This window comes from Mucilaginibacter puniceus (genome assembly GCF_054783175.1).
In genome coordinates this window covers 77367-93511 of sequence record NZ_BAAGRB010000002.1, presented here as the reverse complement: position 1 = coordinate 93511, position 16145 = coordinate 77367, and the positions used below count along the sequence as shown (strand labels likewise).

Below are 16145 nucleotides of genomic sequence, written 5' to 3'. Positions count from 1 at the left end.
ATTTATTCCTGTTTACAAGAAAAAATTACCACCATGGATACAATTGATGATACTGACAAGGCTATTTTGCGCGAACTACAAAAGAATGCTAAGATCACTACCAAAGAATTAGCATCTAAACTTAATTTGACCATATCTCCTGTATATGAGCGCATTAAACAACTTGAAAACTCAGGTTATATAAAACAATACGTAGCGGTATTAGATAAGTACATGATCAATAAGCCGTTTACCAGCTTTTGCCAGGTATCTATGCGTTACCATGAAGAATATATTGATAGGTTTGAAGAAGAAATTCTCAAATTAGAAGAGGTGCAGGAATGTTATCACATTGCCGGACAGATTGATTTTTTACTAAAAATAAACGTTAGCAGTATTGACGAATACCACGATTTTATCCGTTATAAATTATCAAAGATCAATAACATTGGTACCGTAAACAGCGCCTTTGTTTTAAAAGAGATTAAGCATACCTACGCTTACAATATTTAAAAAAAAACAGGGGTAAAAGATCGCTCCTTTACCCCTGTTTGTATCAGTTTCAACTTTTTTAGGTTGGAACTACAATTTCATCTTTCATTTCTGTATCCTTAGGTGGTTTACGGTGCCAGTAAGAAGCCAGTATTGAACCTGTAATATTCATTATAGGTGAGAATACTGCAGCTGCTAAACCAATAGTACCTGCTTTGCCCATTTTGGTGGCCAAGCTTGCTGCCAAACCACCATTTTGCATACCCACTTCAATAGCAATGGTACGGCAATCGCGCTCAGGCAAGCCAAATAAACGTCCGGTCCAATAGCCAAATAAAAATCCACCAGAGTTATGTAAAAACGCGCAGATAATTAATGCCGGGCCAATTATTATCAGGTTATCACGGCCGGCTGCAACAATAATTAAAATAACACATGCAATACCAAACATTGACAGTATTGGCATAGCTTTATCTAACCATTCTGCTTTACCTTTCATGAATTTATTAAACAATAAGCCGGCTGCTATTGGCACAATTACCACTTCAACAATATCCAGCATCATTTTTCCGGCATCAACTTCAATAAAATGTCCTCCTAACGTTTTCATCCAAAACGGAGTTATAAAAGGCGCTACTACAGTAGCAACAGCTGTTAAAGTAACAGATAACGCCAAATTAGCATTTGCTAAATATGACATTACATTTGAAGCCAAACCACAAGGCATGCTACCTATTAGTATTACACCTGCAGCAATTTCTGGCGGGAAATTAAATAGCGTAGCTAATGAAAAGCCTAAAATCGGCATTACGGTAAAGTGGCCCACTAAACCAATAACAACGGCTTTGGGGGTTTTAATTACTCCGGCAAAATCCCTTAGGCTCATTTCGGTACCCATACCAAACATGATAATTTGGATTAGGGGGGTAATTAATTTTGAAAATTTAAAGCCATTAACTTCAATAAAAGAGGCGGGGTATTGCAGTGCCAATACCACTACAGCAAAAATTATCAGGGTAAATGCAAAACCTTTAAGTACCGGGTTACCACGAAACCCAATTGATAAAGCCACAAAGAAGGCAATTAATAGCGGGCTTCCTATTTCATAGTTCCCACCTAATAACATTATGAGCGATGCAACTAAACACACCCCTGCTAGTATCAATGCTGATTTATAAATATTCATTTAATTTAGTTTAGTTAAGCTGCTGTTTACAGAAGCAATTGGTTTATAAATGCTGCAATTATACAACATCTTTAATAAATAGAAAAGCCGGGTTGAATTATCAACCCGGCTTTTTTAAAACTAATTATTATTCAAAGAAAGGTACGCCAGCTACAGCATATCTTTTCATTCCTTCTTGGTTAACATCAACACCAATACCCGGTTTATCAGATACGGTCATGAAACCTTTTTCAATAAATGGTTTGTCATAGATAACCATATCTTTCCACGCTTGTTCGGTGTCGCTTTTTGTTTGCCACTCTAAAATGTGGAAATTAGGTACCGCAGCACAAACGTGTGCAGAAGCCATAGCGCCAACCATGGTACCTACCATGTGCGGAGAGAATGGTGTATAATAAGTAGCAGCCATGTTAGCAATACGCTGACCTTCGCCTAAACCACCGCATTTTTGCAAGTCGGGCATGATGATATCAACCATTGTTTCTGAAAGCAAACGGCTAAAACCATAAGTAAGGTAAACGTTTTCACCACAGCAAATTGGAGTGCTGGTTTCGCTGGTGATGGTTTTGTATATTTCAGGATTATCTGCAGGAATAGGTTCTTCTAACCACATCAGGTTAAAAGGCTCTAACGCTTTAGCAGCTTTACGGGCCGTAGGCGCATCATAACGACCGTGCATATCGCAGGCAATGTCAACTTTATTTCCTACTTGTTTCCTGGCGGCAGCTATTGAGTTAACCATTCTATCAATTTCCATTTGGCTGGCAGTCCAGTTAGTACGATCCCATTTATTTGGGTCACCGGCTTCGTCAAGGTCAAATTTCATAGCAGTATAACCACGATCAACTACATCTTGTGCAGCTTTAGCAAAAGATTCAGGCGTTTTCTGGCCTACTGCATAAAACTCAGTATCGCAATAAACACGTACCCTATCACGAAATTTACCGCCTAATAACTGGTGTATTGGTAAACCCAATGCTTTACCGGTCAGATCCCATAAAGCACATTCAAGAGCGGTTAAGGTAGCAACAAAAGTACCTGCCTGCGCACCACCAAAAACGCCACCTTTACGGATTTGTTCGAAAATCACATTTGGCTTTAAAGGACTTCCTCTCATTACACTGCCAGCCATACGTTTTAGCAAGTAATAGCTACCAGCGCTGGCATCTACAGATTCGCCCCAAGCTGTAATGCCCTGGTTGGTTTCTAATTTAACAAACATACCACCTTGCCTGGTATAAGCAACTTTAACTGCTGTTACTCTAAGGTCAGCTGGTGCTGACATCATTGAGGTTCTTTCTTTTGCATCCTCTAAGCCGTTTCCAAAAGTTTGGATCAATGGCGTAGCAGCTAACGCAGTGGCACCTATTCCTGCTTTAGTTAAAAACGAACGCCTGTTTTGTTTTGTTGACATGATATTTATTTTATATATGAGTAATTTGTTATTATTTAGTGTACACCGTTAATACTACGAGCTGCAATTATTTCATCAACTTGTTTTTTAGCAACAGGAAGTTTCATTTTCTTGTCTTTAGCTGCAGCCTTTAACCATTCAAGATAATCCGCGTTAATAGCAGCTGTCCAACCCGCGTCCATTTGTCCGGAAGTATATTTACCTTCAGCGGTACGGATATGAGCAAACATATCTTCCAAACGTGTTCTTTCAGATGAAGTTACTACTCTTTCAGCCAGATGTGGAGGTATAAATATAACCACTCCTTGTTTACCTAAAACAACATCACCCGGCATAACCGTAACCTGGCGGATACGTGTAGGTCCGTTTACACTCATGATCATGGTGTTCATATCGCCATTACCATTGTGAAATGTTGGCGAATAACTTGTTATATATGAAGTAAAACCACCAAATTCTTTTAGGCCTTCCAAATCTCTAACGGCTCCGTCATATACTATACCGGTACCTGTTTTTCTATAAATGTCAGCAGCTACACGGTCGCCAATTGTTGGGCCATTTTTGTGTATGCCAAATTGATCTGCCACGTATACATCGCCTTTTTGCAATTGCTCTACTCCCCAAACGTTTTGTCCTTTAAGGCCAGCCTTTTTACCACGATCTTCTATTGCTTTCCATACATCACCACGATAAGGCATAAATGTAGTTGTAAAAGCACGTCCAACCAGTACACTATCAGGATTGATGATAATAGGCCAATCTTCTGCCAGTTGATAACCGTAACTGCGGGTACCCATAGTGGCCCAGGCCTCCTCAATACTCACATCTTTCATACGTGCGATAATATCATCCGGTACTTTTGGCCTTCCATCAGGAAAACGTTCGCCCTTCCATTCCGGGGTTAAATAGATAAGCTCTTCTTTTGAGAATTGCTGCTGGGCACTGCTATACAATGGCGTCATGCCTAAACAAGCAAGCATAAATAATCCAACGGAATAATATAATTTCATAAATTATGTTTCGGTGTTAATTGGTTAAGTCACTAAATTTAGTAACACTTTTCAAATTAAGCAACAAAACATCTTATATACCCACAAAATCACCTGTTATTTTTAACAGTATCAAAATTATTACAAATTTAGACTACGCTAAACATAACCAAATATAACTATTTATATAATTTAAATATCTCATTTACAATATTTTATCAATTTTCAATAAGTATGTTTGACCATTTTTTGTTGTGTCCAACTACGCAAATTATTTGAAACAAAAAAAACACCGGTCTGTTAAAACCGGTGTTTCAATATCGTGTCGATTACCTGGCTCTTTTAGGGTTAAAAGCTACCAGGTATTGCATACTGACATTATCAGCAGTATCAAATTTTCTTTCTATATCATATTTCGCATCAATAAGCTTATTCTTAACCAGCCTTACTAACTTTAATAAAGTTTCGGGCAGGGCTTTAACCGTAACTGTTGGGTAATACTTTTTTTCAAGCGCTGTTTTTTCTAATGCGGTTACCAGGCTCAACTCCCACCCCTCATCACCTTTGAATCCATATTCAATAGCACAATTATTCAAATCATATACATAAGTCATGGCCTTGTATTCAATTGTTTCGTTTTTCATATTGTTATTTCTTTTTAGGAATGACATCAATTTTCGATACCGATTTTTTCCCCGACTGATAATCAGAAGGCGCACCTTTACCAACCGGGTTTGGTAATTTCTTCTTGTCTCTTCCGGGTTTGTCTTTACTCATAAATTTGATTTTTTTATTGTTAAAATTTTGCAAAAAAAGTCAGCAATTGATAAGCCTTCTTTTTAGCTATTTTTTCAAAGCTGTTATTGCAGTTAATTACTAAATGGTAATGGGTTTTTAACAATTTTACAGCCTAAATTTTTTAAATAAAATATATAATTTTTAGTCATATATTTTTTTGAAAATACCATTTTTTGCTTTTTACAATATAGCATAAATATTTGATTATTAGATAATTTTAAAATTTATTTAAATTATAATTTTTACACAATACTAAAGCTCTGCTTATGATGATTTTACCTAAGCCAGGCATTGAAAAAAACCCACATAAAGCCATTGTTGATATCTTACTTAACCATACCTGCCTATTATATTTTAACTTAGGACGTTGTTGTATATTTTTAATATTATAATGAAGACCCGCCTGTTAAAAATCCTATCAATTTTCTTTCTTCTTTTTTTGGCATCATGCAGCGAGTACAATAAGGTTCCATATTTCCAGGATTTGGACAAAACAAAAACAACCAATTCATTAATAAATAATTACGCACCGCTAAAAATTCAGCCGGGCGATTTATTAGGGATTAATGTATCGGGAAACAAAGAGAGCATGGCATCCCTTACTTTATTTACTGATATACCTTCGAGCCCCTTATATGGTTACAAGGTTAATTCGGCGGGCGAAATCAAGTTACCACTTATAAACACAGTACAGGTAGCTGATCTGAGCACCGAAGAAGTTAAGGCTAAACTTACTGCAGCGCTAAGCCCTCTTATTGGCGGTTTAAATGTTGATGTAAGGATAATTAATTTAAAAATATATGTATTAGGTGATGTAGCGCGTCCCAACGAATACACTATACAAAACGAAAAAATAAACATATTACAGGCATTGGCACTTGCGGGCGATTTAAACATTACTGCAAAACGGGAAAATGTATTGCTTTATCGTGAAGAAAATGGTGCAAAACATGTGTACCCGGTTGATCTAACAACAAAGAAACTTTTTGACCTACCCTATTTTTATTTAAAAAACAACGACATTTTGGTAGTTGAACCAAGCAGTAAAAAAACAGATCAGGTGGATACTAAAGGTTACCGTACAGCAACTTTAGCATTATCTGCATTGTCTGTTTTAAGTTTAATTGTATCTGCTCTATTTCTAAATCGTAAATAAATTTATGGCTGCAGAAACGATAAGAGGACCTGTGCCCCCACGCAAGGTTTCTAAAAAGGACGAAGTAATAAATTTAAGAGCAATAATTGTTTCTTACCTAAGTTATTGGCCCTATACAATAGTTAGTGTAATACTCTGTTTTGTATTAGCTACGCTATTTTTAAAAAGAATAAAGCCCAATTATCAAATAAAGGCAACAGTTGTATTGCAGGGTAATGCCAATAATAAAGCAAACGACCCTAAAACAAACCAGGACATTAATATATCCAATACCATCGCTGTAAATGTTGAGGATGAAATTGAGTTTTTAAAATCACGCACTTTAACTCGTTTAGCTATTGACAGTTTGCAGTTGAGCGTAACATATACGCTTAAAACTGTACCTGTAACCGATCCATTATATGATAAATCACCTATAAAATTTCATTCTATCAATCTTAAAGAGGGAATAGATAACCAAAATTTTGAAGTTGTCATCGAAGATAACAACACCTATATTATTAAATTTAAAGATAAGCAAAAGGAATTTTCATTTGCGGATACCATAAATACTGAAATTGGTAAATTTAAAATAAGCCCTACTGCCTATATATCCAAATATATAGGCTCGACAATAAATGTTGACGTAGTAGATCCGAACTTAAGTACTACTTACATTTTGGACGCACTTGAAGTAAAACAAAAATTCAAGCTGGCATCAACAGTTGAACTTTCGGTTAATGACAAAACCTATCAGCGTGGGCAGGACTACCTGGATGTATTGATATATTTTTATAACAGGGCAAAAAACATTGAGAAAAATTTAAATACCAGAAATACCTTAATTTTTATTGACAAACGCTTAGACTCTTTGCGAAAAGAGTTGGATGAAGCTGAAAACACCTATGAAAATTTTAGAAGCAAAAGGAACATCACAGATATTAATGCCCAGGCTCAAATATACAGGCAAAACCAACAAAACAATGCCAATGCCTTAAACCAGGTAAACGTACAATTAAATGTAGTAGGCGAAGTTGAAAATTATGTTAACTCATCTTCCCAACTATCGCGAAACCCGTCAAGCATAGGTATTCAAGATCCCGGTTTGATTTATCTCATCCAAAAATATACCGACCTGCAACAAGAGAAGGCAAGGATGTTAAAAACAACTCCTGAAAAAAATCCTGTATTTGACCCTCTTAATGCTCAAATTGAAGCGGCCAGAGCTTCGATAAGGGAGAATATAAGAAATATTAAAGCTTCTTTACAAGCGCAAAAACAAAGTTTGCAATCACTTGATGCACGATATACAGCTGCCATACAAAGCCTGCCCGGCGAAGAACGAGCCCTTAATGCTTTAAGGCGCCAACAAACCGTCAAAGAAAATTTATATAACTTTTTATTACAAAAACAGGAAGAATTATCTCTTACTGCATCAACAACACTATCAAGCGCTACCATTGTTGACAGAGCTTATTCAACACCATTAAAAGGTACTTCAAGAATGATAGCCTATGCAGGCGCATTAATGATTGGTTTAATTTTGCCAGGGGTATTTGCCATTATGCTATATATAATACGTAATAAAATTACCTCGACAGTGGACATTGAAGATTTGGGGATACCTGTTATAGCACAAATAAGCAGGATAAAGAAAAAAATACCATTAGTGTTCTTATCTGCTAAAAAGAAAAACACCATTAGAATTATTGAACAATTTAGGGCGTTACGTAATGAATTGTATCATCTGCACGGCGCTACCGGAAACAGTAAGGGACATGTAACTTTAATAACCTCAACCATTAGCAATGAGGGCAAAACATTTATAACCACGAATTTAGCAACAGCATTAGCGAGTGCCGAAAAGAAAACCATTGTTATTGAAATGGACCTGTATAAACCACATTCGCCGGAAATATTGGGAGTATATGCAAATAACCCGGGTATTACCGGCTATTTAAGACACCAGGCGCAAATGCAGGATATAATAATCCCTACTACTATATCGCCAGATCTGGATGTGATACAGAGTGGTGTATTTGTTGATAATTATTCAGAACTATTGGAGCAGCCCAAATTAGAAGCTTTGATAACATGGCTTAAATTGCGGTATGACCATATTTTGATCAAAGCTTCGCCAATGCATTTAGTAAATGATGCCACCATTTTAAGCGCTTTGTGCGATGTTACTTTATATGTTGTTTGTTATGACTATTCTTCAAAAGCTCATTTGCCATTTATGAAAAAGATATATTTGGATAAATATATGCCTAAGATGAGTGTTATATTAAATAAGGCAGAAATAAAGTAAATTTTCAATAAACATTCATTCACATATTAGTGCCTGACAACTATGAGGGATTGGCTTAAATTACTTTATTACAAATTGCTTTACATGAAAAAGCATGTAAAATTTGATAGGCTGGTAACCTTAAATACAAATCATTATTTTGAGGGTTGGAACGCGATTGGTAAAAATACAGAAATTTCATACACCAGCCTGGGGTTAGGCACCTATGTATCTGATAATTGCATTATCAGAATGACTAAAATAGGTCGTTTTTGTTCAATAGGCAATAACGTGCAAATGGGTATAGGTACACATCCAACCCAAATATTTGTATCTACTCATCCTGCATTTTTTTCAACCAGCAAGGTTTGTGGATTTTCATTTACAGAAAAAAACACCTTTGAAGAACTAACTTACATCGATCCTGACAGGAAATATGTATTATCAATAGGTAATGACGTATGGGTAGGTAGCAATGTTATTTTTACAGACGGTTTGCATATTGGCAACGGTGCTATAATAGCTGCTGGTGCAGTGGTTACCAAAGATGTTCCTCCTTATGCTATCGTTGGAGGTGTTCCGGCAAAAATTATACGTTATAGGTTTACAGAAGAAGAGATAAAAAAATTAAATTCTATCAAATGGTGGCAATGGGATATCGACAGGTTAAAACAACAAAGCCATTTATTTAACAATATAAATGAGTTTTTAAAAACTACTCAAGCCGGGTAACATGAATAATGTCATTACCATTATTTTTTTATTGTTAGCATCAAAAGGATCTTTTTTGTACACTTCAAATGCAAGCTGGTTTGTAATACTTTTTCTTTATATCGGGATAGGTTTACACTATAAACGCTTCACTTACTACGATCTTAGGGTTATAGGAACTTTTTCATTAGTGTTTTTATCATTAATGGTTTTCAGGTATTACTTTTTAAATGATTTACCCTTAAGATACTTGTTAACCGATGTGTTGTTTTTGGTAAAATACATGTTTGTATGTTTTCTGTACTGTGCGTTGCTCAAAGAAGAATCTATGATATACTTAGTAAAAGTTATCTATTGGGGCGCAGTAATATCAATACCATTGTACTTTTTTCAACTTGTTGCAGGTAACGTGTTGTACACTATAGGAAGAAGTTTACCGCTTGCACAAGACATTAATCATTATTCAAACATTTATATATTTACTTACGTACTGGGACACTGGGACCGTAACTGCGGATTTGTTTGGGAGCCCGGTGCCTACGGCTGCTTCTTAAACATAGCGCTAATGATTAACCTGGCGCAAAACAGGTTTGTTATTGATAAAAAAAGCATTTGGTTTGTAGCGGCTATTATTACCACATTATCAACCACCTCATATTTGGCCCTATTAATAGTTATGTTAATGTATTATAGGGCAAACGGTGGTAAATTTTCTAAAATAATATTTATTGGGGGCCCAATGATGGTGGCATTAGCATTTAACCTCCCCTTCTTGTTTGACAAGATATCTAAAATGTATGTACACGATATGAATGATATAGATAATATTCAGTTTTTGAGCGAATATTATTTAGATGTAGGCGGTGAATTACCTTTGAATAGGTTTTCGAGTGCGGTATATTTATGGGATCTATTTGGTATTCACTTGCTCTGGGGAGTTTCCAACCCTTACCAGGATACGGTTACTATATTAAAAAACGTAAATATTTCAAACGGCATTATAGATTTTTGCGCCAAATTTGGTGTAATGGGGTTATCATATCTACTTTATAATTTTGGAAAATTTTTTAATTTATTCGCCAAAAATGCCGAGCTTACTATATATAGCGTATTAGTAATACTTACCTTAAGTTTTGGCGAACCTATATTGATATTGCCTATTGCCCTGATATTTTTATTTGTAAATTATTATATAAATGAAGAAGACATGGTTTACGATGACCGCGTTTATGAAGAATTGGAGCTTAATTAATTTTCAATGCTAAACGTATTACTTTCAGCATTTGTATGTGAGCCCAACAAAGGATCTGAATCCGGAAACGGTTGGAACTGGGCCTATTATCTTTCAAAAAAAGGATTTGAAGTGCATGTAATTACCACCAGCCTGGGTAAGGCAGCTATTGAGAAAACATTGATTGAAAAAAACATAACCAACTTGCATTTTCATTATGTTGACCATACTCCATTTTGGAAAAAAGCATTTTATTGGAATGTAGCTACCATGTATACTGCCTACTTATTATGGCAGCGGAAAATATATACGGTAGCAAAACATCTGCATAAAACCAAGCCATTTGATGTAGTACAACATGTTACCTGGGGAAGCGTAAAAATGGGATCGATGCTATATAAGCTTAAAAATACCCGGTTTATTTATGGCCCTGTTGGCGGTGGACACAATGCTCCGCCTCAATTTAAAAGATATTTTTTTAATGAGTGGAAACGCGAGTGGTTAAGAACAAATGTGGGTAAATTTTTCTCGTTGGTAAATCCGTTAACCAGGCCTACTCTATCAAACGCCTATGTGGTTTTAGCTACCAATAGCGAAACTGTAGACTATGCTATAGCCAATGGTGCAAAAAATGTTCATTTATTTATGGACTCTGCATTGCCTGTTGATTTTATACCATCTTCACTGCCCGAAAAAAACAACAATTCAGTTAAATTTTTATGGGTTGGTGGTATGTGGGCGTTTAAGGGCATAGCATTGGTATTAGAAGCCTTTGCATTAGTTCCGCATAATATAAGGGAGCAGTTACATTTAAAAATTGTTGGCGACGGCCCTTTTATGAGTCAATTAAGGGAATTAGTTATTCAAAATGGTGTAGAAGATATTGTTACTATTTGTGGGGCATTACCCTACGATACCGTAAAACAAGAATATAATAATGCCGATGTATTTATCTATTGTAGTTTAAGAGACTCCTGCCCGGCTCAGTATTTAGAGGCATTGGCTTATGGACTGCCTATTATCACGCTAAACATGAATGGTGGTAAAAACTTTTTACCGCATAACACAAGCATATTGGCATCGGTTGATCAACCAACTGATGCGTTAAAGGAAATCAGTGACGCCATTATAAAGCTTACTACCTCAAAAAACATAAGACAAGAAATGAGCAAAAATGCCTATGATTTTGCTAAACAAAACACATGGGACCTTAAAATAGACTACATTGTAAATAAATTTTACTATAATTAACTATTAAAACTCTAATTGAATTTTATAGGCCCTTGTAAATAATGACGACCAAGAAATTAAAAATTGCCGCTTTAGCAAGTTCATTTAACAGGCTGCAAAAAACAAGCGCTTTTTTATCAAGCCTATTTCAACAAATCATACCTGAAAATTATATACTTGACGTTTACTTATTAGATGATAAATCGCCTGATGGGACCGGCGACTTTGTAAGACAAAATTTCCCTACGGTAACAGTTATTGATGGTACAGGCAGTTTATTTTGGGCCGGCAGTATGCGTACTTTATGGAAGTACGCCAATGAAAGTAAAGATTACGATTTTTTTTTATTGCTAAACGATGATGTAAAATTATTTGATGGCGCTATACATAATCTGTTAAAAGCATATACCAAATTAAACCAATCGCCTGCAATAATTGTAGGCACTGTACACGGTTTTACTGAAGATGATATTACCTACGGCGGCCGTAAACTTTTGAGCCGTATTACCGGCGACAGCTATATTGTTATACCCGATAAAACAGAATTAAAGGAATGTGAATTTGGCAATGCCAACATTATGTTGGTTGATAAAGCCACTGTAAATGCTATAGGTATTTTAGCAGAAGATTTTACTCATGGTGTGGCAGACTACGATTATACCATGCGCGCAATTGAAGCCGGAATAAAAGTTTGGGTTGCACCGGGGTTTTACGGCTTTTGTGAATGGGATCATGGATTACCGTGGCTATCGGGTAAGCATTCGCTAAAAGAAAGAATAGCGTATTTATATAGTCCTAAAGGATTGGCCTATAAAGAATACCTGCTTTATATTAAAAGGCACTTTCCTTACATGTATCCTGTGTTGGTATTAAAATTATGGGGCAAGACGCTATTACCCGCCATTTTTGATTTCTATAAGGGTAAAAAACAGTGAAGATTTTAATATTAAATAATGATTTAAGAGTATATTGGAAAAGGCGTATAATCTATCTACATCAATTCCTGGCCATGCAAAACATTCAATTTTTTGCTGTAGAGTTATTTGGTAAAGGATCGCCGTATGCTTTTGACCCTTATGACAATAAGGAGAATTGGTGGTCATGCTTATTTCCGGATAACAACTTTTCAGAACTGTCCAAAACCACCATTACCAAAAAAATATTTGATAAGTTAAATGAGATCAACCCGGACGTTGTTATAGGCGGATCAATTGTATTTTTTTCGGGCGCGATAGGTTTACGCTGGGCCAAACAACATAAAAAAAAGTTTGTAATGTTTGATGATGGTAAACCATCAGACATCAAAAGAAATATGGTGGTGCAGTTTGTTAAAGATACACTTATTAAGCAAGCAGATGCTTTATGGCTACCATCTGCCGATTATGATTCTGAGTACCCCTATTTAGATTCTGACACGGTAATATTTCATGGGTTTAACTGCATAGACAATGACCAGTTTAGGTTTGAAGATAAAAAAACACTTGATCATAAAACCATTGTTTGTGTTGCCAGGCTGGTGCCTATTAAAAATATAGATAACTTATTACGAGCCTGGAAAATTGTTGAGGATAGTGGAAGTGGTTACAAGCTCAATATCATTGGGAATGGCCCGCTTTACGACCAACTTACTCAACTGGCATCATCATTAAATCTAAAATCAGTTATTTTTTCAGGAGCGATAAGTAATAGTGACCTGCCGCTACATTTATACAATGCTGATGCTTTTGTATTACCAAGCTATTCAGAAAGCTGGGGGTTGGTAGTAAACGAGGCTATGGCAGCAGGCTTGCCTGTTTTATTAAGTAATAAGATAAATGCGGGCCAGGCATTATTGCAAGAGGGTATTAACGGCTATAGCTTTAACCCTGATAATGTGAATGAGATTGCAGATAATTTGTTAAAATTTATAGCATTAGATATTAGTGCAAAAAAAGAAATGTCTGATAATTCATTAAAAATTATAAACACTATGAATTATCAAAATATGGGGCAAGAACTTTTAAATGCCATGGATAAAATAAATTCTAAAAAAAATAAAAAACCGGGTATTATAGCTTCCATTTTCATAAAACTATGGAGTGGAAATTATAATACAACCGGATGGGACAAGTTATAATTTGATATATGTAAACTAATTATTATATTTCTAAAACCTTATCTTAATACCATTATGTTTAAGCGATATACGTTATTTATATGTCTTGCTCTATTAACTGCATTAGTTGCTTGTAGCAAGTTTTCATCAGATAGTTCTGATTCATTATCAAGCACAACAATTTTAGAAAAAGCCAATTCACAAAGCGAAATTAGCATTGCAGATACCGTTGTACCTGCTGATGCAGCAAATGCAAAAAAGTTTGGAGTAGTTGGCGATGGTGTTACTGATGATACAGAAAAGCTTCAAAATTTAATTAATACCCAAACAAAAATCTTATTGCCTGCAGGCACATATATTATAAATAAGGTTTTAAACTTACGTTCAAACGTTAAAATATACGGCGCTACCGGTGCAACAATTATGGCAGGCAACAAAATGAGTGGTGCTTTGTTAACAAATGGCCACTTTTTTTATTTAGACAAGGCTGATAACTGCCTTATATTCAACTTGATTTTCAAAAAGTCGTCGCAATCATTTACTCTTAAAGAATGGTCAAACGCTTGCATTTTTGCTTCAAATAGTAAGGGCACAAATGTATTGTCCAATACATTTAATTTCAATTTAAATTATGGTAAACAAGGTTTAGAAGCAGTTTGGTTTACCGGTAGCGAAACAACAAATACCGTAATAAAAGGAAACAAACTATATACCGTAGGTATTGAGTATGCCGAAGCCGGAGCAAGCAGATCACTGGTACAAAATAATTACATTAAAAACGCCCATGGTATTGCTATAAATGCACATGGAAATAACACCTCTGTATGTGCCGATAATATAGTATCTGATAACGTTATTGAATATCCCGGTAACATGGGAATTGAGGATTGGGGTAATACATCCGGCACAATTATTAAAAACAACATTATATCACATACCGGGCAAGATCCGTTACGAAGAGATGATGCTATGGGTATATCGGCAGTTGGCTCACGACCACAAATATTAAACAATCAGATAACTGATGCATGGATGTATTATATTGAGATAGGCGGTAACTCAAACAAAACTGTTGACGGAAATATAATAAACGATACCCGCGGGTTGGCTACAGGTATCATTATAAATTATACAGATACCTCGTCAATTAACCAGGCCAATACAAATAATAAGGTAACTATTACAAACAATCAAATATTTAACTGCGAGTTAGGTGTAAACTACTATGGCAGTAATAATATAAATACCCTATTGCAATCAAATACTTTTAAGAATCCAAAAGTATCGGCTGTTAAGTTTGATAGTGATGCAGCTATAATTGATGCCGATGTTAGCAATAATAATGTATCCATTACAGACCCTACTACAAAAACTCGTTCTATTTTTGTGGCTTATACACGTAAAGCACCTAATGCTGTAAAACATAGTATTTCCTTTACCAATAACAATATTGTGTATGAAGCTACAGCCAGGGGCAGTACAGCCGAAGAATATGCATTTTATTTAGCCACTAATAATACAAGCATAAAAAATAACATCATTCAGTCGGCGGTTACTAGTTTATATGCTGTAGGTAATTCATCAAACAATAAATTAAATCTATACTTTACAAACAATAAATTTAGTGGGGTAAAAAACGATTTAAGCCTGTTTAACTTATTGGAAAATTCCGGTAACGTGATAACTAAATAACATATAGATTTATCTTTCAATTTATAAGAGTTTTATATAGCTTTATGGAATATTTTTTATGTCGATAAGGACTGGGTTAATTGTAAACGCGGATGACTTAGGTTTAAGTAAATCTGTTAATGAAGCTATTCTATTTTGTTATAAAAAGGGCTATATCAATAGCTCATCTATAATAACCAATACGCCTTTCTTTGATGAAACCGCACAATTAGTTAAAGACAACGAGGTTATAATTAACCTGGGTGTACATATTAATTTTGCTGAAGGTAAACCTATTACAAATTTTAAATATGCCGAATATTTAAACCACAATGGTGAATGGGATTGGGAAAAAACAAAAAAATACTCTAATTCTTTAAACACAGAGGTTAAGAACGCTTTCCTCACTGAATTATATGCACAGGTTGATAAGGCATTGTCGGCAAATCTGAATATAACTCATATTGATTCGCATTATCATTTACATATCTTGCCATGCTTTTATGACCTCTTTATAACTGCTGCAAAAAAGTATGATATCAAATTACGTTTGGCTCAATTATCACATGAGCAAAATGCTGTAAAATATCTGTATAGGCTATATATCAATAGCAAGATCAAATTAAATAATCATAACTATTCATCCAAATTTGAAAACCTAGGAGAGTTTTTAAAAGTTTTTCCGAAAAATAAGGATCTAAATATCGAATTAATGGTACACCCCCAGTTTGATATATTAGGCAACCTTACTGATAGTGTTGACGCAATAGGATTTAACGAATGGATAAATTATGCATCGCAAGATGTTTATAAATTAAAAACATACTAATATCGCTATGTTTCTATTTCCCCAATCGGTGGTGTATTTTCCACATACACTTCATTACAAGTAACTAAAACAAGTATAAGATGCCTTAGGATTGA

15 protein-coding genes are annotated in these 16145 nt (G+C 35.2%); 10 read left to right on the top strand and 5 right to left on the bottom strand.

The features are described 5' to 3' along the window. Positions 1 to 33 precede the first annotated feature (33 nt). Complete coding sequence (locus ACYVJ6_RS07230) at positions 34 to 492, top strand: Lrp/AsnC family transcriptional regulator (protein ID WP_460693379.1); 459 nt, start codon at positions 34 to 36, stop codon at positions 490 to 492. Between the two features lie 58 nt (positions 493 to 550). Here the strand turns inward: ACYVJ6_RS07230 and ACYVJ6_RS07225 are convergent, their stop codons facing one another. The 5 genes from ACYVJ6_RS07225 to ACYVJ6_RS07205 form a co-directional block, all read right to left on the bottom strand. Continuing rightward, complete coding sequence (locus tag ACYVJ6_RS07225) at positions 551 to 1657, bottom strand: bile acid:sodium symporter family protein (protein WP_460693378.1); 1107 nt, start codon at positions 1655 to 1657, stop codon at positions 551 to 553. Positions 1658 to 1784: 127 nt separating this feature from the next. After that, positions 1785 to 3071 (bottom strand): mandelate racemase/muconate lactonizing enzyme family protein, encoded by a 1287-nt coding sequence (locus ACYVJ6_RS07220; RefSeq protein ID WP_460693377.1) that lies wholly within the window; start codon positions 3069 to 3071, stop codon positions 1785 to 1787. Positions 3072 to 3106: 35 nt separating this feature from the next. Beyond that, the gene (locus ACYVJ6_RS07215) at positions 3107 to 4081 is read right to left on the bottom strand and encodes an RraA family protein (protein WP_460693376.1); all 975 of its coding nucleotides are present in this window, start codon (positions 4079 to 4081) and stop codon (positions 3107 to 3109) included. A gap of 308 nt (positions 4082 to 4389) precedes the next feature. Beyond that, positions 4390 to 4704 carry a hypothetical protein gene (locus tag ACYVJ6_RS07210; protein WP_460693375.1) on the bottom strand — a complete coding sequence of 105 codons (315 nt, stop codon included), beginning with the start codon at positions 4702 to 4704 and terminating at the stop codon, positions 4390 to 4392. A gap of 4 nt (positions 4705 to 4708) precedes the next feature. Then, complete coding sequence (locus tag ACYVJ6_RS07205; protein ID WP_460693374.1) at positions 4709 to 4837, bottom strand: hypothetical protein; 129 nt, start codon at positions 4835 to 4837, stop codon at positions 4709 to 4711. A gap of 412 nt (positions 4838 to 5249) precedes the next feature. Here ACYVJ6_RS07205 and ACYVJ6_RS07200 point away from each other — a divergent pair, with 412 nt between their 5' ends. From ACYVJ6_RS07200 to ACYVJ6_RS07160, 9 genes are all read left to right on the top strand, one after another. Continuing rightward, positions 5250 to 6014 (top strand): polysaccharide biosynthesis/export family protein, encoded by a 765-nt coding sequence (locus ACYVJ6_RS07200; RefSeq protein ID WP_460693373.1) that lies wholly within the window; start codon positions 5250 to 5252, stop codon positions 6012 to 6014. Between the two features lie 4 nt (positions 6015 to 6018). Beyond that, a complete protein-coding gene (locus ACYVJ6_RS07195; RefSeq protein ID WP_460693372.1) occupies positions 6019 to 8304 on the top strand; it encodes a GumC family protein in 2286 nt (761 codons plus the stop codon). Between the two features lie 84 nt (positions 8305 to 8388). Then, the gene (locus ACYVJ6_RS07190) at positions 8389 to 9015 is read left to right on the top strand and encodes a CatB-related O-acetyltransferase (protein ID WP_460693371.1); all 627 of its coding nucleotides are present in this window, start codon (positions 8389 to 8391) and stop codon (positions 9013 to 9015) included. A gap of 1 nt (position 9016) precedes the next feature. After that, on the top strand, positions 9017 to 10246 hold the full coding sequence (locus tag ACYVJ6_RS07185; protein ID WP_460693370.1) for a hypothetical protein: 1230 nt from the start codon (positions 9017 to 9019) through the stop codon (positions 10244 to 10246). Between the two features lie 6 nt (positions 10247 to 10252). Then, positions 10253 to 11476, top strand: a complete 1224-nt coding sequence (locus ACYVJ6_RS07180) for a glycosyltransferase family 4 protein (RefSeq protein ID WP_460693369.1) — start codon at positions 10253 to 10255, stop codon at positions 11474 to 11476. A 41-nt stretch (positions 11477 to 11517) separates the two neighbouring features. Next, a complete protein-coding gene (locus ACYVJ6_RS07175; protein WP_460693368.1) occupies positions 11518 to 12390 on the top strand; it encodes a glycosyltransferase family 2 protein in 873 nt (290 codons plus the stop codon). Between the two features lie 74 nt (positions 12391 to 12464). Then, positions 12465 to 13571 carry a glycosyltransferase family 4 protein gene (locus tag ACYVJ6_RS07170; RefSeq protein WP_460693367.1) on the top strand — a complete coding sequence of 369 codons (1107 nt, stop codon included), beginning with the start codon at positions 12465 to 12467 and terminating at the stop codon, positions 13569 to 13571. Between the two features lie 54 nt (positions 13572 to 13625). Next, complete coding sequence (locus ACYVJ6_RS07165) at positions 13626 to 15242, top strand: glycosyl hydrolase family 28-related protein (protein ID WP_460693366.1); 1617 nt, start codon at positions 13626 to 13628, stop codon at positions 15240 to 15242. A gap of 58 nt (positions 15243 to 15300) precedes the next feature. Then, a complete protein-coding gene (locus ACYVJ6_RS07160) occupies positions 15301 to 16050 on the top strand; it encodes a ChbG/HpnK family deacetylase (protein ID WP_460693365.1) in 750 nt (249 codons plus the stop codon). The last annotated feature ends 95 nt before the right edge of the window (positions 16051 to 16145 follow it).